This window comes from Pedobacter sp. A2324, from assembly GCF_059693705.1.
Genome location: NZ_JCASSK010000005.1, coordinates 204,243 through 228,576 on the forward strand (window position 1 = coordinate 204,243; position 24,334 = coordinate 228,576).

22 protein-coding genes are annotated in these 24,334 nt (G+C 43.7%); 5 read left to right on the top strand and 17 right to left on the bottom strand.

Annotation, left to right across the window (positions count from 1 at the left end; translation table 11 throughout):
* Positions 1-3: 3 nt before the first annotated feature.
* The gene (locus AC570I_RS16025) at positions 4-1,530 is read right to left on the bottom strand and encodes a GAF domain-containing protein (RefSeq protein WP_497406261.1); all 1,527 of its coding nucleotides are present in this window, start codon (positions 1,528-1,530) and stop codon (positions 4-6) included.
* A 239-nt stretch (positions 1,531-1,769) separates the two neighbouring features.
* Here AC570I_RS16025 and AC570I_RS16030 point away from each other — a divergent pair, with 239 nt between their 5' ends.
* The gene (locus tag AC570I_RS16030) at positions 1,770-2,792 is read left to right on the top strand and encodes an LLM class flavin-dependent oxidoreductase (protein ID WP_497406262.1); all 1,023 of its coding nucleotides are present in this window, start codon (positions 1,770-1,772) and stop codon (positions 2,790-2,792) included.
* 150 nt (positions 2,793-2,942) lie between these two features.
* The gene (locus AC570I_RS16035; protein ID WP_047800620.1) at positions 2,943-3,524 is read left to right on the top strand and encodes a hypothetical protein; all 582 of its coding nucleotides are present in this window, start codon (positions 2,943-2,945) and stop codon (positions 3,522-3,524) included.
* 135 nt (positions 3,525-3,659) lie between these two features.
* On the opposite strand, the gene AC570I_RS16040 is transcribed toward AC570I_RS16035, so the two are convergent.
* Genes AC570I_RS16040 through AC570I_RS16080 form a run of 9 tightly spaced genes read right to left on the bottom strand, consistent with a single transcriptional unit; the run spans position 3,660 to position 11,106 of the window.
* On the bottom strand, positions 3,660-4,487 hold the full coding sequence (locus AC570I_RS16040; RefSeq protein ID WP_497406263.1) for an MOSC domain-containing protein: 828 nt from the start codon (positions 4,485-4,487) through the stop codon (positions 3,660-3,662).
* A gap of 60 nt (positions 4,488-4,547) precedes the next feature.
* A complete protein-coding gene (moaCB, locus tag AC570I_RS16045; protein ID WP_497406264.1) occupies positions 4,548-5,453 on the bottom strand; it encodes a bifunctional molybdenum cofactor biosynthesis protein MoaC/MoaB in 906 nt (301 codons plus the stop codon).
* Position 5,454: 1 nt separating this feature from the next.
* The gene (locus AC570I_RS16050) at positions 5,455-5,898 is read right to left on the bottom strand and encodes a molybdenum cofactor biosynthesis protein MoaE (protein WP_047800617.1); all 444 of its coding nucleotides are present in this window, start codon (positions 5,896-5,898) and stop codon (positions 5,455-5,457) included.
* Position 5,899: 1 nt separating this feature from the next.
* The gene (locus tag AC570I_RS16055) at positions 5,900-6,991 is read right to left on the bottom strand and encodes a ThiF family adenylyltransferase (protein ID WP_497406265.1); all 1,092 of its coding nucleotides are present in this window, start codon (positions 6,989-6,991) and stop codon (positions 5,900-5,902) included.
* Between the two features lies 1 nt (position 6,992).
* Complete coding sequence (locus tag AC570I_RS16060; RefSeq protein WP_497406266.1) at positions 6,993-7,226, bottom strand: MoaD/ThiS family protein; 234 nt, start codon at positions 7,224-7,226, stop codon at positions 6,993-6,995.
* A gap of 18 nt (positions 7,227-7,244) precedes the next feature.
* The gene (locus tag AC570I_RS16065; protein WP_497406267.1) at positions 7,245-8,426 is read right to left on the bottom strand and encodes a molybdopterin molybdotransferase MoeA; all 1,182 of its coding nucleotides are present in this window, start codon (positions 8,424-8,426) and stop codon (positions 7,245-7,247) included.
* Positions 8,427-8,429: 3 nt separating this feature from the next.
* The gene (moaA, locus tag AC570I_RS16070) at positions 8,430-9,410 is read right to left on the bottom strand and encodes a GTP 3',8-cyclase MoaA (protein WP_497406268.1); all 981 of its coding nucleotides are present in this window, start codon (positions 9,408-9,410) and stop codon (positions 8,430-8,432) included.
* Complete coding sequence (locus tag AC570I_RS16075) at positions 9,407-9,997, bottom strand: nucleotidyltransferase family protein (RefSeq protein WP_497406269.1); 591 nt, start codon at positions 9,995-9,997, stop codon at positions 9,407-9,409. Before AC570I_RS16075 ends, moaA begins: the two co-directional genes overlap by 4 nt.
* A complete protein-coding gene (locus AC570I_RS16080) occupies positions 9,997-11,106 on the bottom strand; it encodes an XdhC family protein (RefSeq protein WP_497406270.1) in 1,110 nt (369 codons plus the stop codon). Before AC570I_RS16080 ends, AC570I_RS16075 begins: the two co-directional genes overlap by 1 nt.
* Before the next feature lie 292 nt (positions 11,107-11,398).
* On the opposite strand from AC570I_RS16080, the gene modA reads away from it, so the two are divergent.
* From modA to AC570I_RS16095, 3 genes are read left to right on the top strand one after another with little or no spacing between them, the layout of a single operon-like run.
* Complete coding sequence (modA, locus tag AC570I_RS16085) at positions 11,399-12,166, top strand: molybdate ABC transporter substrate-binding protein (protein WP_497406271.1); 768 nt, start codon at positions 11,399-11,401, stop codon at positions 12,164-12,166.
* Positions 12,167-12,173: 7 nt separating this feature from the next.
* Positions 12,174-12,845, top strand: a complete 672-nt coding sequence (gene modB / locus AC570I_RS16090; RefSeq protein ID WP_497406272.1) for a molybdate ABC transporter permease subunit — start codon at positions 12,174-12,176, stop codon at positions 12,843-12,845.
* Positions 12,842-13,471, top strand: a complete 630-nt coding sequence (locus AC570I_RS16095; RefSeq protein WP_497406273.1) for an ATP-binding cassette domain-containing protein — start codon at positions 12,842-12,844, stop codon at positions 13,469-13,471. Before modB ends, AC570I_RS16095 begins: the two co-directional genes overlap by 4 nt.
* A 1-nt stretch (position 13,472) precedes the next feature.
* Here the strand turns inward: AC570I_RS16095 and AC570I_RS16100 are convergent, their stop codons facing one another.
* The 7 genes from AC570I_RS16100 to AC570I_RS16130 all read right to left on the bottom strand — a co-directional run bounded on the left by AC570I_RS16100 (position 13,473) and on the right by AC570I_RS16130 (position 24,328).
* Positions 13,473-15,713 carry a xanthine dehydrogenase family protein molybdopterin-binding subunit gene (locus tag AC570I_RS16100; RefSeq protein ID WP_497406274.1) on the bottom strand — a complete coding sequence of 747 codons (2,241 nt, stop codon included), beginning with the start codon at positions 15,711-15,713 and terminating at the stop codon, positions 13,473-13,475.
* A 22-nt stretch (positions 15,714-15,735) separates the two neighbouring features.
* Positions 15,736-16,755, bottom strand: coding sequence for an FAD binding domain-containing protein (locus tag AC570I_RS16105; protein WP_497406275.1), 1,020 nt, complete (start codon positions 16,753-16,755; stop codon positions 15,736-15,738).
* Positions 16,748-17,260 (bottom strand): (2Fe-2S)-binding protein, encoded by a 513-nt coding sequence (locus AC570I_RS16110; RefSeq protein WP_497406276.1) that lies wholly within the window; start codon positions 17,258-17,260, stop codon positions 16,748-16,750. The genes AC570I_RS16105 and AC570I_RS16110 overlap by 8 nt, the downstream gene beginning before the upstream one ends.
* A 161-nt stretch (positions 17,261-17,421) precedes the next feature.
* Positions 17,422-18,240 (bottom strand): alpha/beta fold hydrolase, encoded by an 819-nt coding sequence (locus tag AC570I_RS16115; RefSeq protein WP_047800605.1) that lies wholly within the window; start codon positions 18,238-18,240, stop codon positions 17,422-17,424.
* A gap of 222 nt (positions 18,241-18,462) precedes the next feature.
* Positions 18,463-20,415 carry a sigma 54-interacting transcriptional regulator gene (locus AC570I_RS16120; RefSeq protein ID WP_497406277.1) on the bottom strand — a complete coding sequence of 651 codons (1,953 nt, stop codon included), beginning with the start codon at positions 20,413-20,415 and terminating at the stop codon, positions 18,463-18,465.
* Between the two features lie 172 nt (positions 20,416-20,587).
* Entirely contained in the window at positions 20,588-21,979 is a 1,392-nt protein-coding gene (locus AC570I_RS16125) for a sigma-54-dependent transcriptional regulator (protein ID WP_497406278.1), read from the bottom strand.
* Between the two features lie 6 nt (positions 21,980-21,985).
* Positions 21,986-24,328 (bottom strand): tetratricopeptide repeat-containing sensor histidine kinase, encoded by a 2,343-nt coding sequence (locus AC570I_RS16130; RefSeq protein WP_497406279.1) that lies wholly within the window; start codon positions 24,326-24,328, stop codon positions 21,986-21,988.
* Positions 24,329-24,334: the final 6 nt, after the last annotated feature.

A 24,334-nucleotide genomic window follows, 5' to 3' on the forward strand; every position in this document is an offset into this window, starting at 1 on the left:
TATTTAAATGGTTTTTTCATTTCTGAATCCCAGAAGAAAATTTCTGAATGATTCTGCTGCCTCAATTTCGGTAGCTGTCCATTTCGCCGACTGTCCCCTTACAGTTTGTTGCCAAAGCTTAAAAGAGTTTCTGGGGTGATAGTTTATGCCATCTCTATCGAAACTAATCGCTTCATTCGGGTTGCCACCCCAGTTAATTTCCCTGATCAATTCTGGCCTGAAAAAAATCAGTATATCCTCATTATTGGTTCCGAAGGGAATGGCTAAAACTCCACTGGCTAATTCCATGTAGGGCTCGGCCTCATCGTATGCCCGGCCTAACGATTGCGTATTATATATGCCATCAGCAGCTTTGCGTGATGCCCATAAAAGCAGGTTTTCCAATTCCCCGTCCTGTGGCGTTGAGCCGCCAGTAGAGATATTACCATTTATTTTCAGCGCAAATCCAGTTGAATTAAACAGCGAAAGTACATATTTGTTTTCATCTGATGTAAGCCCTTTCTCAATACTTTCGTTGTTAAATATGGTTTCTACTACAGCAGCTTGTATCTTCAGCATTTCGGCACTGCGTCCTAATTCTTCCTGTTTGATGACAGATGAGATGCGGTAGGATATTTCCATACTTAGCCATTCGAAGATGGACCTTACTTCGAGGCCCAGGTATTTTTCTGTGATGTGGTGGCAGGATATCAGACCCCACAACTGGCCCTCTACCATAACCCTGATGGACATGGAGGCTGCGACATTCATATTGGCCATGTATTCCAGGTGTACTGCTGCAATACTTCTCAGATTGCAGTCAGACAGGTCTAAAAATCCGTGTATAATGGGATTGATAACCGGGAAAAGCCGGGAAGCTTTATAATTTCTATTTGGAATTAGGCGGTAAGGGTTTTTGATGTATAACGCCCGGGCCTGTTTCGGCACATCGGATGCCGGAAAAGTCTGGCCAAGATAGCTTTCCAACTCTCCGGTGATCTCCTCGGCGAGTACTGTACCGTTCCACTGGTGATCAAACTGATACATGCGAATGCCATCGAATCCTGCAATCCTTCGGATTTCACGAATACTGGCCTGGCAGATTTCATTTAAATTTTCCGTAGTTTCCAATACAGAGATGAACGACCTTACTTCCTGAAAAACTTCTGAGAAGCTGCGTTCAGGAATTTTATCATCTTTTTCTATCTCCAGAATCGCGAGTTCTTTTTTAACATGAAGCAATACATTAAGGATAAGCTCTTGACCCTCCATTTGATAGGTGCACCTTAAAGGCACTCTGTTTCTTTGTCCTTTAGCGATCTCATTTTGCAGGGATTCCAAATCCAGACCGGGGAAGAGTGATGATATGCTGGTATTGATCAGCTGCCGGATATCGCTGCCAGTAAGCTCTTCGATGTTTTCGCTGCCCTGAACAATATTTAATGTCTGATGATCCAATACCAATAAATAACCATAGTCCTGGATGGAGTTGGTTTGGTGTATGGCCAGGTTTCCGCAGAATTCCGCATCGTAGTTTTTTTGATCTTCCATAGTTTAATGTCGTATCTGATAATACAGCAGGAACTTTATTTTCCTGATAATTTAATGCACGTGGATTGACGTCCGAGATAAAAGTATGTATTTTTCTGTAAAATCCGTTGATTACATTGGTTCACTTGCTTGTTGGCCGCTAATTGCAATAATCTACGCTAAGGGATATTTCCTTTTGACTAAGCGGTGACCTGTGCGGAAGCAAGCTATACCTACATTTGGTTTTAAATCTTTATTTTATGAAGAACATAGGTTTTTTATCATTCGGCCATTGGTCTGATCATCCTTCGTACCTCACTCGCAGTGCGGGTGATACTTTGCTACAGTCAATTGATTTAGCGGTAGCAGCAGAGGAAATTGGTTTGGATGGGGCTTATTTCCGGGTTCACCATTTTGCGAGGCAGCTGGCGTCGCCATTTCCCTTGCTTTCGGCAATCGGGGCAAAAACAAAAACTATAGACATTGGTACAGGCGTGATCGATATGCGGTATGAAAATCCGCTATATATGGTTGAGGATGCAGGTGCTGCCGATCTGATTTCGGGTGGTCGTTTGCAACTTGGGGTAAGCCGTGGTTCGCCGGAGCAGGTTATTGAAGGCTGGAGACACTTTGGCTACGTGCCTCAGGAGGGAGAAACCGATGCAGATATGGGTAGAAGGAAAGTACTGGAATTTCTGGATAAGCTGGATGGAACCGGATTCGCACAGCCAAATCCCAATCCGATGTTTCCAAATCCTCCGGGACTACTACGCCTGGAACCGCATTCGGCAGGGTTACGGGAGCGCATCTGGTGGGGAGCTGCATCGAATGCTACGGCAATATGGGCAGCTGAAAATGCCATGAATCTGCAAAGTTCTACCTTAAAGTTTGATGAGAACGGTAAACCTTTCCATATTCAGCAGGCCGAGCAAATCAGGCTTTATAAAGATGCATGGAAAAAAGCGGGACACAGCCGTGAGCCTAAGGTTTCGGTTAGCCGGTCTATATTTGCCCTGGTGAATGAGCAGGACAGGTATTACTTTGGTAACCAGGGTAAAACTTCCGATAGTTTTGGCTACATCGAGGCTGATCAGCGTGCAGTTTTCGGTAAAAGCTATGCGGCAGAGCCTGATGTGCTCATTGAGGAATTAAGAAAAGATGAAGCGATACAGGAGGCGGATACGGTGTTACTGACCATTCCAAACACCCTCGGGGTTGATTACAACATCCATATATTGTCGTCCATACTGGAGCACGTTGCGCCAGCATTGGGTTGGAAATAAGCGGATTTTGCTTGCGGGAAAAACATCTTATCATCATCTTTAAATTGTAAGGTTCTGTAAATCAGTTGTGCCTGAAATATCTTGAAACTTTATGTGACCAGCCATGTTGCACCAATACTCATTAATATTGATGGGACATTTATTATTCACATGAAAAAAATATTTATTTCAAGCTTATTTTCCCTGGCCTTATTTACAGGAGTGGCTCAGGCGCAGATTCAAAAAGGCAATGTTATGGTTGGCGGTAACATTACAAACATCAATTTAGGTTTAGATGATCCTAAAATTTTCAGTGTAGACATCACTCCGAAGGCAGCATGGTTTATTCAGGATAACCTGGCATTGGGTGGCTATGTAAACTTCGGTTTGGAAACTGCCAAAAATTCGAACACTACAACCAGTTACGGTGTAGGTGCATTGGGCAGATACTATGCGGGTAAAGATACCGAGGTATTGCGTCATGGTCGTTTCTTCGCAGAGGCAACAGCAGGTATTGGTGGTGTTAATGTAAGCAAAGGTGGTGGTAACACCAACGGTTTAAACCTAAGTGTTGGGCCAGGTTTCGCTTATTTCGTAACACCTAACATCGGTTTGGAAACTTTATTAAAATATAACGGATTGGTTGGATTTGGTAGTGCTACTACACAAAGCAATTTGAACCTTTCGTTTGGCTTCCAGATTTACCTCCCTGGTCAGCGTACTGCAAATAAAGTAAAAGGCGACGTGAAGTAGTCAACCTTATGATACTAAAGACCGGCATTTAGCAATAGATGCCGGTTTTTCTGTTTTGTACAGGGCAGGCGTGAGTGGATGTTTGGTGGGTAAAAGGCGGATATAAGGTGGGTGAGAGGCGGGGAGGAATACAGATTAACTTAATATCTTTTCTTTAAACGAATTTATCTTGATTTCCATACCTACTTTAATGATTCCGGAACCTTTATGAAGCAGGTTTTGACCGAACATGATTTTATTATTCAGGCTGCGGTATCCTGCCAGTGTTTTAAGGGGTTCGGCACTTTTGGTGGCTGTTTGCTGGTTCACCGTAACGAGAACACACCGGGCGCAGGGTTTAACTGCCGAGAATGAAATGCTACCCATTTCAAAGGAGTCAAATGCGTCTTCTGCATGCGGTTCGCCTCCCGTAAATACAAAATTAGGACGGAAACGGTCCATCAGTACCGGTGTTTCCAGTTTTTCATTCAGCTGATCCAGTGAAGCCTGACCAATCATCAGGCAGGGGTAACCGTCTGCAAAGCTTACAATTTCCTGATGAGCTGCATATTTTGGATCGACGATTCTCCGGGCTTGTTCCGGCATACTCACCAGTCGCACCGGCATATTCATGAAACCGGAAAACCAGTCGCTCACACTTTTGTCTACCTCAATGCCTTCAGTTAAATCATCCCAGATTGTAACAGGAATAGGTTTTCCTGTAGTTTCGCCAATTGGAAATGTAATTCGCAAAGTGGGGTTTTCCTTGTGCGCGACAGTAAGGTTTTCAGCAGTAATCGATACCTCTAAAAGTGATAATTGTGGGTACTTCCTTTGCGTAATAAACGTACCGGTGTCATCAATCAAAACCCATTTCCGGTCGTACAACAGTCCTGTTTCTGCTATCGCAGATTCGGGTAAGCTAATGCCTCCCAATGATTTGATGGGGTATATATAAATTGCTGAAAGCTGAAACCTGTTCATGGGTTAAAGATAGCAATGCCATCAAAAAACCAAAAGAAGTATTTGTTAAAATGCTGTGATTTAGTGTCGGTTGCCTTGTATCACTTTAAAAACGTGTAAAACCTGAGGGAATAGGGCATCCATACTTTCCTGTGCGCCTTTTACTGATCCGGGAAAAGTTAAAACCAGCGTATCGCCGATTAATCCGGCAACACTTCTGGATAACATGGCATAGGGCATCCGTTCCTGTCCATAGCGCCTGGCTGTTTCCATAATGCCATCAATGGATTTTTCAATTAATGGTGCAACCGCCTCACTGGTCACATCCCTAGGTGACAGTCCGGTTCCGCCTGTGAAAATCAACAGGTCCACCTGAGTGGCCAGTGTTTTTACTTTATCCTGAATGAGGTTGAAATCATCTGGAATTACTTCATAAGTACCTGTTTCTATTCCGAAAGATGCGAGTTTGCTGATAATGGCTTTGCCGGATTTGTCCACACCGCTACCAGATGAGATGGTGTCAGAGCACACCATTACTGCAGCTGTTAAATCTGCATAGTCCAGTTTATTAAAGTCAGTTTTTCCGCCTGATTTTTTAAGGAGCCTGATGTTTTCAATCTCAACCCCTTTGTCGATCGGTTTGAGCATATCGTACATGGTTAGGGCGGTAACTGAGGCGCCATGCATGGCTTCCACTTCTACACCTGTTTTATAAATGGTATGCACTTCTACGGCGATGATGATGGTTAAATCTTTTATTTCGTAGGTGATCGAAGTAAATTCGACCGGCAGGGGGTGACAGTCAGGAATCACATCACTGGTTTTTTTTACCCCTAATAAACCTGCTGCCCGGGCGAATTCAAATACATCCCCTTTAGGTACTTTTCTTTGTTCAACGGCTTCAATAGTTTCTTTTCGCGAAACTTTAAGGGTTGCAGTGGCAATCGCAATGCGAAGGGTATTTGATTTATGCGTAATGTTAACCATACTATTTATTTTCTTTCCACTGATGTGTACCGTCTTCAAAAACTTCTTTCCCCCAGATGGGCAGTTCCGCTTTCAGGCGTTCGACTACTTCTTCACAGGCATCAATGGCCGGTTTTCGGTGTGCGGACGAGGTAAAAACAAAAAGGCAGATTTCGCCTGCTTTAACTAAACCCAGCGATTGGTAAACATGCATGCAGGTGAGGGGGTATTTTGCGAAAACTGCTTCCCTTATTTCATCCATCTGTTTTAGAGCCACATCTTCGAAAGCGGTATAATCAATGGCCGATACCAGTTTACCGTCAATCTCATCTGCTCTGACTTGTCCCAGAAATATGCTGTGCCCCCCAATATTGGTTTTGGTGCTATGCTTGCTGATGCTTGTGGAAATAAAGTCGGGGGCAATCGGGCCTTCCACGAATATATTTTTGATTTTCTTTTCGCTCATGCTAAGTTGTTAAAAAGTGTTTCCTCCACTTTGCTATGCCTCCTTTTAAGCTGTATATTGTTTTTGTATGGCCATATTTCTGATGCAGAGCTTCAGCTGCGGCTACACTTCTGACGCCGTGCTGGCACAGAAGCACAATATTGTTTTGTGTTATTTCAGATGATAAGAAATTATCAAATGCCGACATGGGTACCTGTTTGTAAGTTTCAGTATCCAATCTCGGAAACTCATGTTTTTCACGCACATCGATGATGATGGTGGATTCCTCTTCGCTGAGGTTTAGCATACTTTCCACATCAATTTCAATATAGCTGTGGTTTAAAGGCATTGTATCTGGATCACTGGCTTCCATGACCAGCGGTGTATCATCCTTCGAGGGACTTATATTCATTTCGTATTGCTGCTGGCTGAGCAGATTATAATGTAATAATTTGTTGATCAGTGGTTTCCCGATTCCGGTAATCAGTTTAATGATTTCCCCGGCGGCCATTGTGCCCATAATACCGGGTAAAACGCCTAATATACCATTTTCTGCGCAATTTGGAATTTCCCCATGAGCAGGTGGAACTGGAAATATGTCCCTGTAATTGGTTTTCCGGCCATCTGCATCCGGCACATTAAAAATGGCAAGTTGCCCTTCGAAACCCGAAACGGCTGCGAAAACCAGAGATTTATGGAGCTGTACACAGGTGTCATTGATGAGGTATCTGCTGTCGAAATTATCTGTTCCGTCGAAGATAATATCGTAATCCCTGAAAACTTCTGCAATGTTTTGAGTACTGATGCGAAGCAGGTGGATTCTATATTGGGGATCGGGATTCATCTCCTGAAGCCTGTTTGCTGCCACGCTGGCCTTTTTAGACCCAATGTCGGTGGTTCCGAACAATACCTGCCTGTGCAGGTTAGATAATTCTATTGTGTCATTGTCGGCAATACCGATATAGCCAACACCTGCTGCTGCGAGGTATTGCAGTGCAGGGCATCCCAAACCGCCTGCACCAATCACCAACACCCTTGCCTGTAAAAGCAGTTGCTGTGCTTCGTGGCCGAAGCCACTCAAAATCAGTTGCCTTTGATAACGTTCGGTATCCATACTATCCTCCTGAAAAAGGGGGCATAATGGCAATGCTATCCCCGTTTCTGATTTGACTTTCCTGTTGAACCAGGTTTTTGTTTAAAGCAAGTTTATATTTCATTCCGGCAAGCCGAGGAAAGGTTTTCTCCAGATAGTTTTGCAAACCGCTGGTGGTTTCAATGCCATTAATTTGTATTTTCTGGTTTGGAATAAATTCCGAAATCCTGCCAAAACTGATCACTTCTATTTCCATTCTTTTAAATCTTGACGATCACGCGTGAGGTATCAACAATACGCTTACGCTTTCTCCTGCTTTAAATTGTTCGCGCTCTTCATCCAGCTGAATCAGGCAGTTTGCCTGTGCAAAAGAACTCAAACGATACGACTCCTGCGCACCAAGTAGCGTGGCTTTCCCGTTTTTGAAGTTTCCCTTCAGAAAATGAGTCAGTCCTTTTGGTTTCCGATAATCGTGGGTCAGCACCCCCTCAAACGCATGTACACTGTTTTCCTTATTGGATAATCTTTTTATTGCCGGTAGCACATAATTATAGTAACAATTCAGCACTGATGAGGGATTTCCCGGAAGACCAAAAATAACTTTATCTCCCTTTTTTCCAAAATATAAAGGTTTTCCGGGTTTCTGTTTCACTTTATGGAAAACCTGCTGAACACCACAGGCGGCTGATGCCTGAACAACGAAGTCGTAGTCGCCAACACTCACTCCTCCGGTGAGTAATACCACATCATTGTTTTCCAAAGCTGTTTTTAACACCGTTGTCAGCGCTTCGAGTGTATCCGCTGCTGTCAATAATGCTACAGTTGAAATGCCTTCCTGGTGTAGTGCAGCAGCGAGCGAATAAGAATTGGATTCATAAACCTGTCCGAATTTTAAAGGCAAACCAGGTTGCTGCAATTCATCACCCGTGAGGATGATGCCGATTTTAGGCATGGGGTAAACCTCCACTTCACTGATTCCTATTCCGGCTAAAAAGGCCAGTGCCGGGGGACTCAGCAGATTGCCTTTTTGCATGGCCAGTTTTCCGGCAGTGATTTCTGATCCAATTTGACGGACATTAGCGCCCGGCAGGAGTTTTTCATCATCAAAGCTAATTTGATTCCCGATTCTGGTCACTTTCTCCTGCATTATCACCGTATCGGCCCCTTTAGGGAGTGGCGCACCAGTAAAAATTCTGCTGGTTTCACCGGTTTTTATTGTAAGTTCATGGCTTGTACCTGCTGCCATTTCGCCAACGAGCAGCAATTCCTTTCCCTTATCTTCAAATATAATGGCATAACCATCCATAGACGACTGGCGAAAGGCCGGAATATTGAAGGCTCCTAAAATATCTTTTGCTAAAATGTGGCCTGCGGCGTGCAAAAGCGGTTTAATCTCCGGTTGCAGGGCAGCTGTATGCTCGGTGACCAGCTGTTTTGCTTCACTTACACTGATCATGTCTTATCCTCCAATGGTTATCATGCTCCGGTTCTTGATGGCGTCTGCATCAATGTTTTCAAAATTAGTGATGAGCTGTCCGCCGAGTTCCTTTTTCTTGCTCCAAATGGAAGCTTTGATCAGGGGCAGGACATCTTCATTCCTTCTCAATGCATTCAGCAGATCAGTTTCCCCGTCGGAAAACAAACAGTTTTTAAGTTTCCCGTCGGCGGTGAGTCGCATCCGGTTGCAGGTGCTGCAGAATGGAGCAGTCATGGTGCTGATCACCGCAAAAGATCCTTCATGTCCGGGGATCATGAATGCCTTTGCTGTATCGTGCGGGGCTGATTTCACAGGTAAGGTGATAAAATCTTGTTCAATGAGGTTCAGGATTTCCTGGTAGGAAAACATCTTATTGCTGGTCCACTTATTACCGGTAAAGGGCATAAATTCTATAAACCTGATCTGGATGGGGTTGTGTTTTGTCCAGTCGATGAAATCTTTGATTTCTCCATCATTCAGACCTTTCATCACCACCATATTGATTTTAACCGTAATTTTATGTTGCAGCAATAGTTCTATATTACTTCGTACTTGGTGGAATACATCCCGTCGGGTAATCATGAAAAACTTTTCAGGTTGCAGGGTGTCGAGGCTGATGTTTACGGTTTTGATACCTGCTTCGATTAAAACCGGCAGCATTTCGGCAATCCTTGTACCGTTTGTGGTGATTACCAGCTCTACGGGAAGTTTGCCGAGGCCGCGGATAATTTCAGCAGCATCTTTACGTACGAGAGGTTCTCCACCTGTAAGGCGGATTTTTTTTACGCCCTGTTCTACAAAAGTCTTTGCAAGGGCCAGCACTTCATGAGGTTGCATCAGGCGTGAGGCCGGAGTAAAATCGTAATCCTCTTCCGGCATACAATAAAAGCATCTGAAGTTGCAATTATCAGTTAACGATATCCGCAAATAATCATGCACCCTCCCAAACGAATCTTCTATCATTTACTGTTTATTAAATTATTATAGTCTTTTTCGGTATCTATATCAATTTCTCCCATTTCAAACGGAATACTTGCCACATCCTCAATATACTGTTTTATTAAACCTTTTGCACCATTTGTGCCGTTTAAAGTTAACAATTCTCCGAAGTATTTTTTGTTGAACAGTGCAGGGGTGCCAGTTGTTTTCGCATATGTGCAGGTGATGATATTTTGTTGAACAGTATTGGACTTATTTACCAGGTCATTGAGTATGGAATCTGAAATATAAACCTGGTCGGCAACCATAATGATGATGTTTTCCAATTGTGCATTTTTTGCGAGTGCTGTCTGAAGTCCGAAGGCAATACTGGATGACATCCCTTGTTCCCAATCCGGATTTATGGCATAAACCGCTCCGGCATGTCTGGAATGTCCTAGAATCTCTTCTGCATACGCACCAAGTACCACAACTATCGGGCGGAATGCGGTATTCAAGGCAGCTGTGACCGCAATATCCAATAACATCTGTCCGTTGTAACGCAGCAATTGCTTTGGTTTTCCCATTCTGCTTGAATTACCTGCTGCCAGGATAATGATACCAGTATCCATTAATTAGTTTTTGAATCGTATACGTGTATGGGTTGTTTTTTCTCTTTAAGCATGCCTGCTGATGCACCTGCAAATAATGCTTTTATTTCTGCGATCACAGAGACTGCAATTTCTTCTGCAGTTTCGGCACCAATATCGAGTCCGATGGGCCCGTTTATTCTGGCTTCCTGTGCAGATTTTCCGAGTTCTTCCAGCATTCTGACCAATTTCTTCTTTGGCCCTAAGGTGCCTATATAGGGGGCTTTAGTTTCCAGAAGCAGATTCAACAGGGCAGTATCGTAATTGTAGTTATGCGTCATCAGTACAAAAGCAGTTTGCCCGTCTATTTCTAACAGAGGAATAAGCTGCTCCGGTTTTGCCACCAGAACCTGCTTAGCTGTGGGGAATCTTTGTGTAGTGGCATGCGTTTGCCGGCCATCGGCTACGATGATTTCCCAACCTAAAATGTTTGCCATCCCGGCAAGGGGCTGTGCATCGTTTCCGGCGCCTGCAATGATGAGTTGAACAGGCGGAGGAATGAACTCCAGGAAAGCATCGAACTCATCTGCTCCGATGGCATAAGATTCGAATCTCGATAATCTGAGTTTCAATACATCAAATGCATCATTTTTTAATGTACCTGAAATTTCCTCCGAAACTTTATCCAGTATGTGGTTTTCCCTGAACAACATGGCTGAGCCAGGTTGCGTTTTGCTATTTAACGAAAACAGGGTCGCAATTACGCAGTTTTCTCTTAATCTATTTGCTTCCTTTAAGATTTCAATGGGGTTGAGTTGATCTTCAGCAAAGATGGGTTCGAAAAGGATGTGCACAATGCCGTTGCAACCCAGCTGGACTCCGAATTTAGCATCGTCCTCATCTGTGGTATCGTAGGTAACGAGTTTATTTTCACCCTGATGAATGGCTGAAAGTGCTTTCCTCAATGCATCGCCTTCCAGGCAACCGCCACTGATGGCACCCGTAAGCATGCCGTCGTCGGTAACCAGCATTCTGGCGCCAGGCCTTCTGTAGGAAGAACCCTCTACTTTAACCACGGTTGCCAATGCCGACTTTTTACTTTCGGCTATGGCTTTCTGGTAAGCGCCGAGGATATCAACAATCTCTTTCATATAGGGAATATAACAGCTAAACTACGAAACCGGTGTGAAATAAAATCAAATACTTATGGAAACGGTAATTTTGGTAGATATATCCGTGATTTATATAAGCACTGCCCCGGAAAATCGTGGGATTTTTGTAAATTTGTTGCTTTAAACACTAATTTTAGCTAAGTGAAAACCATTTTTCACTCACAGATTCTACCTTTATTGCCAGTCCAGAATTTTCAAATCCCGTTATCAAAAACTAGATGAACAAGTATTTTTCCAGCATAATTCTTCCATTATTAACACACATTTGAAGATGATAAAAAGATCTAAAGGTTTTGGTTTTATAATGCTCATTGTATTTGCCGTACAGGTGAGTTCGCATGCACAAAAGCTGCGTATTGCTGTGGCGGCGAATGCGCAGGGAGTCATTAAAAAGTTGCAGCTTGATTTTAAAAAGCGCACGGGTATTGAAACAGAAGCGATTATTGGTGCCTCCGGAAAACTCACTACCCAGATTATGAACGGAGCACCCTATGAAGTTTTTCTTTCGGCGGATACTGATTTTCCAGATAAACTTTATGCCGGGGGTTACGGACTTCAAAAACCTAAGCTGTATGCCCTGGGAAGCTTAATCATTTGCGGATCTGTTTCGGGTGATATCAAAAACTGGCAATCTTTACTGGTGAACGAACGTGTTAAGAAAATAGCCGTTGCCAATCCTAAAACGGCACCTTATGGCAGGGCCGCCGAGGAAAGTCTGAGTTTCTTTAAACTGAACGAACAGATTGGTTCGAAGCTCGTGTTTGGGGAAAGCATTTCCCAGGTGAATACCTACCTGCAAACAGGTGTGGTGGATATGGGCTTTACTACAGAAGCTTTTTTATATGAAAATGTTGATCAGTCAAAATTGAAATGGGCGAGGGTGGACCCCAAAAGCTACTCCCGACTTGAACAAGGTGTGATTTTGCTTAAATATTCGAAACAAAGGGGCGGAAAGAATGCTTTAAAGTTTTATGAATATTTGTCATCAGCCGCTGCAAAGAAGATTATTTCCGGCAACGGCTATCATTTACCCGAATAAAAAATAAATGGATCTGGAACCAATATGGCTAAGTATGAAGCTGGCGATGATTACAACAGCTATCCTGTTATTTATTGGGATACCTGTAGCATACTGGCTTTCGCGTAAACAAACTATTTTAAAGCTTATTGCAGAAGCCATTATTACCATGCCACTGGTGCTGCCTCCGTCGGTACTGGGCTTTTACCTGTTGCTTGCATTTAGTCCGAACAATGGTTTTGGAAAATGGTTGCACCAGTACTTCAGCCTGCAGCTGGTTTTCTCCTTTCCGGGATTGGTAGTGGCATCTATTCTCTACAGCCTGCCCTTTATGATCAGTCCGGTGAAGGCGGCTTTTTCTCACTTGCCCGGATCGATGGCTGAAGCTTCCTTCATGATGGGTAAATCGAAAACAGAAACTTTTTACAAGGTATTGTTGCCGAATATCAAAGCTTCTGTTTTTACAGCTGCCGTACTCACTTTTGCACACACATTAGGCGAATTTGGCGTGGTACTAATGATTGGTGGAAACATACCGGGAGAAACGAAGGTGGCATCGATAGCCATTTATGACGCGGTAGAAATGATGGACTACAGTTCTGCAAATAGCTATGCGCTCATTTTATTTGCGATCACATTTTTAATCGTCATTAGTGTTTTTGTAATTAACAGAAACGCTGTCAAAAGCCCTTTCGAATGATCAGGATAGCTATTGAAAAAAGAACAGGTCCGCCTGGGAGCTTCGAACTTAAGGTTGATACCAGTTTTCGTTTAAACGCGGTTACGCGAATATCCGGACCTTCGGGTGTGGGCAAAACCACATTGCTGAAGATGATTGCCGGTTTTATTCATCCTGACCGGGGAACGATCAGATCTGGTGATGAAGTTTGGTTCGACGGTGATAAGAAGTATTTTAAAAGAGTTCAGGAACGCCATGTTGGTTTTGTTTTTCAGAACTATGCGCTGTTCCCCAATATGACTGTTGAGCAGCACTTGCGCTATGGTACAGATGACCAGCGCTATGTGGATGAATTGCTGCAGCTCGGCGAAATCGAGGCATTGCGCAACAGGTATCCAAAAGCCCTTTCCGGCGGACAGCAGCAACGCCTAGCCATCCTCCGGGCGCTGGCAACGAAACCCAGATTGCTCCTGATGGATGAGCCATTTACTGCATTGGATTCTGCGCTTAAAACACGTCTGATTCACCGGTTAAGCGCTTTGTTTTCATCACAGCAAACTACCGTGATTCTGGTGAGCCACCAGGATACGGAGCTTGATGATAAAAGCGATGTATTTCACCTTAATGGCGTTGAGGAAACCGGCTAGTTTAACCGATCAGTTCATCAAAATGGATGGGCAGTTTATAAATGCGTTTTCCCGTTGCATGGAAAATAGCATTGGAAATGGCGGCCGGCATGCCTACCAATCCAATTTCTCCAACACCTTTAGTACCAATTTCATTGATCAACTCATCCTGCTCTTCAGCAAAAATCACATCAAGTTCGCCAATGTCTGCATGAACAGGGATGTGGTACTCCCCGAGATTGGTATTGATGTATTTACCAAGGTTGGTATCCATAATGGTTTCTTCGTGCAATGCTTTGCTGATTCCCCAAACCATTGAGCCTAAGATCTGGCTTTTTGCTGTTTTGGGGTTGATGATTTTTCCTGCGGCAACAGCAGTAACTGCACGGGTTACGGTTACTACGCCTAAATCCTTGTCTACTTCTACTTCCACAAACGAAGCGCTGTGGGTTGCGAGACTGTATTTTCTAAGTTTAAGCATGTGCGGTTTACCCATGTTGGTGGTTTTAATCGGGCGACCGTTGTTGAAAGCGATGATATCTTTTAAAGTGATAAAGATTCCGGGGTCGCTTTTCAGGCATAGCTGTCCAGCGGCAAAAAATACCTCTTCCTCTGCAATTTTATGAAAAGGGGAATGGGGAATTTCACCAGCTTTCTTCAAAAGTTTTTTACGCAGTGCTTTAGCTGCAATGACAATGGCTACTCCTGTGGATGAAGTAATTGCTGAACCACCCTGAAACATGGAAAAAGGCTTTTTGCTGTCGCCATATTGAAAATCTACTTCTTCGATAGATAGCCCCAGTTCATCTGCTGCAATCTGCGTCATTACCGTGAGCGTTCCTGTTCCGATATCTGTCGTCGCGTTGTTCAGCACAAGTTTACCATCATTCGTGATCATGGCCTCCACGCGGGCTGGAAACTGAAAGGCATCCCATATTCCGGTAGCCATTCCATATCCTACCAGTTTGTTACCACGGGTCATGTTTGCGGGTTCAGGACTGCGTTTGTCCCACCCAAATCTTTCGGCTGCCTCCAGGTAACAAGCCCTTAAAGCCTTGCTGGTATATGGTTTTTTACTGGAGGGGTCCATATCCGAATAGTTAATCAGCCGAAGCTCCAGCGGATCAATTTTAAGTTTGTAGGATAGCTCATCCATGGTGCACTCTATGGCGTGCAGCGCAGTGCTGCCACCAGGGGCGCGCATATCCATCGGCGTATAAACATCCAGCGGCACTACTTTCTGTTCAAACAGTGTATTTGGCGCCGGATATAGCCTGTGGCTCCAGGAAGCTGTAGGTTCTGTATAATCTTCAAAATTTGAGGTTTCAGCAAGTACCCGGTGACCAAGGGCAGTCAAGCGGCCATTAATATCGCTGGCAAAGCGGAGGGTTTGTATAGCAGGTGGGCGGTGACTAAAAGAAAACATCTGCTTTCTATCCAACACCACGCGCACATTACGTTCCAGATGCAATGCAGCCATTACGCAAAGAAATAACTGATACTGCGGGCGAAGCCCTGAGCCAAAAGCGCCCCCAACGAATGGAGCCAAAACCCTGACGTTTTTGTAGCGAAGTCCGAATATGTTGGCTATGTAAAGCTGATTGTTAATGGTGCCCTGTGTTTTATCATATATGGTGAGTTTCCCCGGACCTTCATACACCGTTGTTGTAGCGAAAAGTTCGATGGGGTTATGGTGTTCTGTGCCATGGTGAAATTCAGCCTCTACCTTAACAGCAGCATTAGCGAAAGCCTCATCGAAATCACCGGTTGGCGGCGGTGGGGGTGGTTTTAATGCAGTTGCGAAACCTTTTTTTGCAGCCCTGGCCTCGCCAATGTTCTGGTCGAGGCTGGTTTGAAAGTTTTTCTCTTCAAATTCAAACCGGATCTGGGTTGATGCATACCTTGCGGTTTCGAAATCTTCAGCTACAACCAGCGCAATCGGCTGACCGTTGTACAGGATGTTTTCATCATGTAATGGCTTGAACACCGTGCCTGGAGGGGCATCCATGTCGGTATATTGTAAATCGAACCAGGCCAGCTTTGGACGGTTTTCATGTGAAAGTACCTGAATGACCCCCGGAATGGCCATGGCTCCTGAGATGTCGATGTTAATAATTTTTCCTTTGGTAACGGGGCTGTTAACCACGTAACCATGAAGTAAATTGTCGGCCTGATACTCTGCCGCATATTTTGCTGCACCTGTTACTTTTAACTTTCCTTCTAAGCGGCTTATTGGTTTACCAACAGTTTTATTCAAGTCCATTCCAGTGTTATATTTTGTTCAATTATGCAGCGGGTTGTGCACCCGGAAGTTGTGTTTCAGGACGAAGCGCCATCAGGCAGTTTCGTATGACCGCTTTTTTAGCGAGTTTAATTTTGAAGTCGTTATCGCCAAAACCTTTTGCTCCCTTTAAAATCAGATCGGCCGCAAGGGCGAAGTTTTCTTCAGAAGCGGTTTTGCCTTCCAGAAACTGTTCAGCTTCAAATGATCTCCAGGGCTGATGCGCTACCCCGCCCAGTGCAATTCTGGCATCGCTGATGATTGACCCATCAAGGGTAAAAGCTGTAGCAACCGAAACCAGTGCAAATGCATAAGAGTGGCGGTCACGAAGTTTCAGATAGGAGTAATTTCCTTCAAAGCCCTTTTCAGGCAGATCGATTGAGGTGATGAGCTCATTTTTTTTCAGGTTATTATCCAGATCGGGTCTGTCTCCCGGCAGGCGGTGAAATTCCTTAAACGGTATTGAGCGGGCACCTTCTGGCCCGCTAACATTTACCACTGCATCGAGTGCAGCCAGTGCTACACACATATCGGAAGGAAAAACGGCGATGCATTGCTCACTGGTTCCGAGAATGGCGTGCATGCGGTTATAGCCGTCTTTTGCCGGACATCCGGAACCCGGATTGCGTTTGTTGCATGGCACTTCGGGATCATAAAAATAGTAACAACGCGTGCGCTGCAACAGGTTTCCACCGTTGGTAGCCATGTTTCTGATTTGCGCAGATGCTCCCGCAAGAATCGCTTTTGAAAGCAGCGGATATTTCTGCTCCACGATCGGGTGATAGGCAGTATCGGCATTTTTTACGCCAGCACCAAGCCTCAATCTGCCGTTCTCCAGCTGCTCAATATTTGAAAGTTCGTTGAGGTGATTGATGTCTATGAGTTCCGCAGGGTTGGTAATGTTGTATTTCCATAAGTCGATCAGGTTCGTTCCCCCTGCAATAAATGAGGTCTTTTCACTGGCGGTTACCAGGGTCACCGCATCGTCAATGTTTGAAGCTTGTTTATACCCGAAATTATTCATAGCTGCCTCCGTCTTTAACCTGCATAATGGCGTCAATGATTCCCACGTTTGCGCCGCAACGGCAAAGGTTTCCGCTCATCAGTTCTTTCACTTCTGCTCTTGAATTTGCTTTGCCTTCCTTAAGCAGGCCAATTGCGCTGCAGATTTGTCCGGGAGTACAATAGCCACACTGAAATGCATCGTGATCGATGAAGGCCTGTTGAATGGGATGGAGTTCCTCTCCGTTAGCAATGCCTTCCACGCTGGTAATATCAGCACCATTTTTCATTACAGCGAGCGTAAGGCAGCTCAATACTCTCTTTCCGTCGCACAACACTGTGCATGCGCCACACTGTCCATGGTCACATCCTTTTTTAGTACCGGTTAAATTGAGGTGATCGCGGAGACAATCCAGAAGGCTTACCCAGGGCTCAATGGATAGTGTGGTATGTTTCCCGTTTATAGTTAAGTCAATCGTATGGCTGCCGGATGACGTTTGCTTTAGGTCCTGCGTTTCTGTTAGCATAAAATGGCTTGTTAGTTGTGCCTTGTTATGTTGCTAACATTTAAAATCAGGTATAAGTTTTATCAGGGGGGAAATATATGGCCTGCCGGTTTATTTGACTATGCGGAAAAACAAAACAGGCCCGGAGCGGTGCCGGGCCTGTTTAGCTTAATACTGAATCATTATGATTTAATGAATTCGAGAATATCTTTATTAATCGTTTCTGCTTCAGTTGTTGGCATACCATGTGGGAAGCCAGGGTATGAGATCAGCTTACCGTTTGGCAGGAGTTTAGCTGCGCGTGGTGCCTGGTTAAACGGAACAATCTGGTCGTCTTCCCCGTGCATTACCAGAACCGGAATGTTTACACTTTTTAAATCTTCAGTAAAATCAGATTCTGAAAAGGCTTTAATTCCGGCATAATGTGCCAACACAGACCCCATCATTCCCTGGCGCCACCAGTTGTGTTTAATGCCTTCCTGCACTTTCTTGCCCTCACGGTTCCATCCATAAAAGGCAACAGGGAAATCATAAAAATATTGTGCTCTTGTAAAACCGGTTCCCTGGCGAATCTCATCGAAAATTGACATGGGAACGCCTTCCGGATTGCTTTCATTTTGAACCATAATCGGCGTTACGGCGCTGATTAAGATTGCCTTTGCCACGCGTCCTTCACCATGCTTTGCAACGTAACGGATCACTTCACCGCCACCAGTGGAGTGGCCGATGTGAATGGCATCTTTCAAATCAAGTGCCGCAGTCAATTCTGCAATATCGGCTACATAGGTATCCATGTCATTGCCATTAGCGCTTTGTCCTGAACGTCCGTGTCCACGTCTGTCGTGCGCAATTACGCGGTACCCCTGTTGAAGGAAAAACATCATTTGTGTATCCCAGTCGTCTCCCGACAATGGCCATCCATGATGAAACACAATTGGTTGTCCTGTTCCCCAGTCTTTGTAATAGATTTCGGTTCCGTCTTTTACTTTAATAGTACTCATAGCTTTTGTTATTAGATTAAAAAATTAAATGTTTATAACAGCCTTCAAATCATTTGTTGTTGTAGGAGAGGTCGCCTGATCTGAGCTTCGTATATTTTAACAGTTTGTTTAATTCAATTTGTGAGCCATTTATGTAAGTATCTGATAATGAGTTTATGGTGTGTTTATTTGTGTTTAATTTGTGGCTGTATATCGTTAATTTACGTTTTGAAAATGTCTAACTTACTTCACGAATTCAAATTTGATCCCCAGCTTTTTAATTTTGGAGTTTAAGGTAGTTGAAGGAATGTTCAGGATTTCGGCAGCGCCGCCAGGACCAAAGATTTTACCTTTGCACATTTTCAGGATCGTTAATATATGCGCGCGTTCCATTTCTTCCATTGTCCTGATTTTAGATTGATCTTCTCCGGAGAACCTTGTGGCGGAGGCCGTGACAGGAAGCTCAATATTATTGATGGTTTCTCCCTCAGTTAAAAGCATAGTCCTTTCGATCAGGTGCTCCAGTTCGCGGATATTTCCCGGCCAGTCGTAACCCTGTAATTCCTTTAAAACATCTACTGAAATTCCACTCACCGCGGACGATCCTGACTTACGGTACTTGTCGATAAAATATGCCGCCAAGGCAGGGATATCTTCCTTTCGTTCTCTCAAAGCCGGAAGTTCTATAGGAAAAACGTTAAGGCGGTAATACAGGTCGAGACGGAATCTGCCTTCAGCGACTTCCTTTTCGAGATTCCGGTTGGTTGCGGTGATGATTCTGACATTTATTTTTTTGGTGTAGTTGCCCCCTAAACGCTCGATTTCCTTCTCCTGAAGCACTCTTAATAATTTTACCTGGGCTTCCAGTGGCAGTTCGCCAATCTCATCCAGAAATATTGATCCGCCATCGGCTTGCTCGAATTTACCGATGCGTTTTTCATTTGCGCCTGTAAACGAGCCCTTTTCATGTCCGAAAAGTTCGGATTCTATCAACGTGAGCGGTAATGCGGCACAGTTTACGGTGACCAGAGGTTTATTTTTTCGTGGGGATAACTGGTGGATGGTGTGCGCGATCTTTTCTTTTCCGGTACCACTTTCACCTAAAATTAACACAGAGGTATCATCGGGCGATACCAATTCCATTTTTTTAAAAGCGGAGTGTAATAGCGCGCTGTTGCCGATGATGCCATGAAAATCGTTTGGGGTTTCGCTTAGCGCTCTTCTAACCACAGGCTTTTCCAGGCTGATCAATTCCGGCGGAGCTGATGGGGTTAAAACCTCTTTACTATATATAATATCGTCTAGTACCAGTTCAAGGCTTTTATTAAACTGATTTAAAATTCCTGTATGAACTTTGGTATAGAGGTCGGTGAGGTGGTTAAAAAAAATGAACTGGAATATTTCTCCCGACCTTTCCACTTCAGTAATCAGTGCAGACTCCAATTTAAAATGATCGGAGAGGGTTTGTGTCCACGGACTTTCCATTCTCAGTTTACGGAAATCGTATCCATTATAAATTGCCTTCCCATTATGGCTCACTGCCGATGCATTCCAAAGCTTAAAGTCGCGCATAGAAACGCCGGTTTCTTTCAATAGGGCCTCATGGTTGAGTACATTGAATTTTCCATCCGCCATCCGTGCGATATTTACATCTTTGGCGGATGTTTTCGGGATAGATTTTGTGATCCAAAGGAAATCGAAGGGTACTACAGGGTATATAGCAGCGCTTACCTGCTTCAGGCGTTCAGCAATTGATTCCTGCTTTTCTGCGATATGCTCGATTTGTTTGTGAATTGACGGCTCCGCATGTTGGTTATATTTTAGGTTTTGTTCGTGGCGGTATTGTGCGATGTCGAGCATCACCATCAGGTCTTTTTCACGAAAAGGCTTTACCAGAAAGCCGTATGGCAAGGTCGCTTTTGCGGCTTCCAGTATCCCCTGATTGGTATTTGCCGAAATGTAAATAAAGGGAATACCCATTTCAGTGAGCTGCCCGGCCAGGTCGATTCCAGTTTTGTCGCCCTGCAGAAAAATATCGAGCAAAATCCAGTCGGGTTCTTTGGTGCCGATCAGTTCCAGTGCTTTGACCACTGAAGGGGCGATTCCGCAAACTTTATAACCTGCCTTTTCGAGCATAATCCGAAGATCATTTGCTACAATAAATTCGTCCTCTACGATTAAGATTTTCTGTTTCATTTTTCTTTTTGGCGAGCGTAATTTAAACCAGTAATAATCGCAAACTGATTGAGCGCTTTGATGTGGTTCGGTAATCACAATAAAAATACCAATAGTTAAGTTGTTGTTGGCTAGTATTTTATTGATTTAATGCGTTTTTTAAAATGATGATATATCGTCAATTTACTAAATGTCAGGATCGTTTGATCTCCAGTTTTTTAATTTTAGAGTTCAGTGTAGTGGCCGGTATGCCCAAAAGCTCAGCCGCTCCTCCGCTTCCTGCAACTTTCCCTTTACATAGTTCCAATACCCTGATAATATGGTCTTTTTCGTTGTCGCTGATCGATTTTATTGCAGTAGATGCTGGTGGTAAATCATTAATCAAACCTATTTCTAATTGGTTTGAATCCAGTTTTCCGCTAGTGGAAAGGAGCACATTTCGCAGAATCAGGTGTTCCAGCTCTCTGATATTTCCGGGCCAGTTGTATTGCATTAAACGATCAATAAATTCAGCAGGGATTTCAGTGATGCTTTTGTTTAAGGCTTTTTCATGCTTCTGAACAAAATACCTTGCAAGCAAGGGGATGTCTGATTTACGCTCATTAAGCGATGGAACATGAATCGGGAAAACATTGAGGCGGTAAAAAAGATCTAGTCTGAATTTTCCTTTTGCAATTTCTTTCTCGAGATGGAGATTAGTGGCTGCAATTATTCTGAGGTCGACAGCAATAGGGCATTTGCCGCCAATGCGCTCTATTTCTTTCTCCTGCAGCACACGGAGTAATTTTGCCTGAAGATCGAAGGGCATTTCACCAATTTCATCCAGAAATATGGTCCCTCCGTTAGCTTCTTCAAACTTTCCAATCCGGGTGGTGATGGCTCCGGTGAATGCACCTTTTTCATGTCCGAACAAAATAGATTCAATCAGGTCGTGCGGTAGAGCAGCACAATTCACAGCAACCATAGGCCTGGCTTTTCTGGGCGACAAACGGTGAAGGCTTCTGGCCACTTCTTCTTTTCCTGTACCACTTTCCCCGGTAATCAATACCGATGTATCCGTTGGTGCTACAATCTTTATTTTATCTAATACATTCAGCAATGCCGTGCTTGTACCAATAATATTTTCGAAGTCATTGTTGGCAACAACAGGATTGTCATTTTGTTTATGGCTATTGGAAGGTTGAAGTCTGCTGGTGCTCCGCTTCATTTGATTACTGTGTTCTTTCCGGTACCTTGCAATGTCTATGCTTAATAAAACATCGCGCTCGCGATACGGCTTTACTATAAAACCATAAGGGCTGGTTAATTTTGCTGCATCCATCACTTTTTCGTTGGAGTTTGCAGAGATGTAGATAAAGGGAATTTCCCTTTCCATCAGGTGATGGGCCAGATCAATTCCTGTTAATCTGCCTTTCAGATAAATGTCTAAAAGTACCAGATCAACCTCCTGTTTGTCAAGTATCTCACGGGCATTCTTTACAGAACTGGCTACTCCTGCCACTAGATAGCCGGCATGTTGTAAAATCATTTGCAAATCGTGAGCAACAATGAACTCATCTTCAACAATTAAAATCTTTTCAGTCATCTTTTATTAATCATTCAATGTGTTTAAATCTGCGGATGTATTTCTGAAGATTAAACTGATTAAAACACCATCGTTGTTTTCCATTTTAAAAACACCGTCAATCTGTGTAGCCAGGCCCATCATTAAAGTTAGCCCGAGGGTGTGGCTTTGCCCGGGATCGAAATCAGGAGGCAGGCCAATGCCATTGTCTTTTATAACCAGGTGATACTGGTCTGGGTTGATCTCTTTCAGTGTGATTTCTATTTTGCCAGATTGCACTAAAGGAAAGGCATATTTAAATATATTGGTAATGGCCTCATTAATTATCAAACCAAGTGGCACGGCTTTAGAGATATCCAGTTCGAGGTTGATCATCTCTATTTCGAAGTTAATTTTTTTACTTCCGGTGAGGCTTTCTTTTAAATATTCCACTAATTCAATCACATAGGGGCGGATATTGATTGTCGCTACCGTATCCGTCTGATAAAGTTTCTGATGGATTAACGCGATGCTTTTTAAGCGGTGCTGACTTTCCTTAATGGCTTCGATTGCTGCCAGATCTTCCAGGTAATAGCTCTGGCTATTTAGCAGGCTCATGGTGAGTTGCAGGTTGTTTTTTACCCGGTGATGCACTTCTTTTAGCAGGCCTTCTTTATCCTCAATCAGTTTGTTTTTTTGTTGCACAAGTACTTCCAGTTGCCCGTATGCGAGGTCTATCTCGTCTTTTTTCTTTACGAGCGTATCATGAAGTTTCTTTTTCAACCTGAACCGGCCATATATCAAAATCAGCACAAGGGTTAAAAAAGCAAGCCCGGCGATAGTTACATTCTTAATCAGCTGAATGCGGTTTAGTTCCTGGCTTTGTAGTTGTGATTTTTTTCTCAGGATTTCATTTTCATTCTCCTTTTGCGAAGCCTGGAATTCAATTTGTAACCTTTCGATTGTGCTCAGGTTATCCTGACTTAGCATAGAATCCCTGAGTTTATGGAAAGTTTGCAGTCGGATGATTGCCTCTGCCGGATTGTGCATAGACAGGTTAATTTTGTAAAGGACCTCATTCAGGCGGATCTGGCGCGGGAGGGTCATACTGATCTGATTTTCTTTTGCCATTCTGGCGAACTTTAATGCCAGCTGATACTTATTTTGAGCGAAATAAAATTCGCTTAAGGAAAAAAACAATGAGGTTTGGAACGTATTATAATAGTCGTTTAATTCGTGTCTTGCAAGCAGTTTATTAAAGTATTGTTTGGCTAAGTCATATTTTTTTAATGCAGTATAACATTCTCCAAACCCGAGATACATAAAATACTCATGACCAGTTGTAGCATTATCGACTTCACGCCAGATTTTTTTTAGCAATGTGAGTGCATGGTCTGGCTGGTTCAGTTTGATCAGCTGGTTGGAAATCGCCCAGGCAGTGATGAAACGGTATGGATCTTTTTTATCTGATCCATAAAGCGTTTTGCTATACCAAAAAATGCTTTCTTTGGCTTTGCCCATGGATTCGTACGCGGAACCCACCCTGTTTAAATAGGTATCGAGCACCTCCTCGCCATTCGCTTGAGCTGTCTTTACGCTCAACAGGGCATAATTTAGAGCGTTGCTCAGTTCTCCTTTTCTTTCATACACAGCCGATAGTAAATCGTATGCCATTGGCAGGTCTGGCAGTTTGTGTTTCTTATCAAGGTAAATAACTTCAAAAAGTTCTGTTATCGCGAGGTCGAATTTTTCTTCCTCCAGATGGAAATCGGCCATTGAACGCAGTAGTGTTGCTTCCAGGTATTTTTCCTTAAATCCGGACCCAACTTCCTTGTATAACTGGTAGGCCATAGCTGCCCGGTTGTAAAAAGTTTTGTTCCTGTAATCGGACACCGTATCAGGAATGTTTACATAATAGGCGTACCAGCCATTCGCTTCGTAGTGTTTGTTGCCTATTGTTTTCGCCAGTTTTATCGCGCGTTCATAAACAACGGTTTGTTTATTTCTTAAATGTTGGGCATCATAAAACCTACCATACATCATGAGGGTGTGGTATTCACTTTCAGCCGATTTAATTTTCCTGCTTAGGACTAATGCCTGATGCAGGGATACTGAGGCCTTCGCTAAACTTGCAGGCTTATCAACGTCCTGTTTAATAAAATAGGAGGCAAGATTAAGCAGGCATTTTACACGGTTGGTGTCGGGGTTTGATGCCGATAAGCGTGCATTTAACTGTCGGAGGGTATCTCTCTGGCTAAAGCTGATAGGTGTTGTGGCCGAGGTGACATTGTTACTCAGTATCATCAAACCAGCAAGCGCCAGACAGGTTCGTATTTTGTTGAAGCGTTGCATTAAGTGGGCATTTACTGAAAACAGGTTAAATATCATCATTAGCGA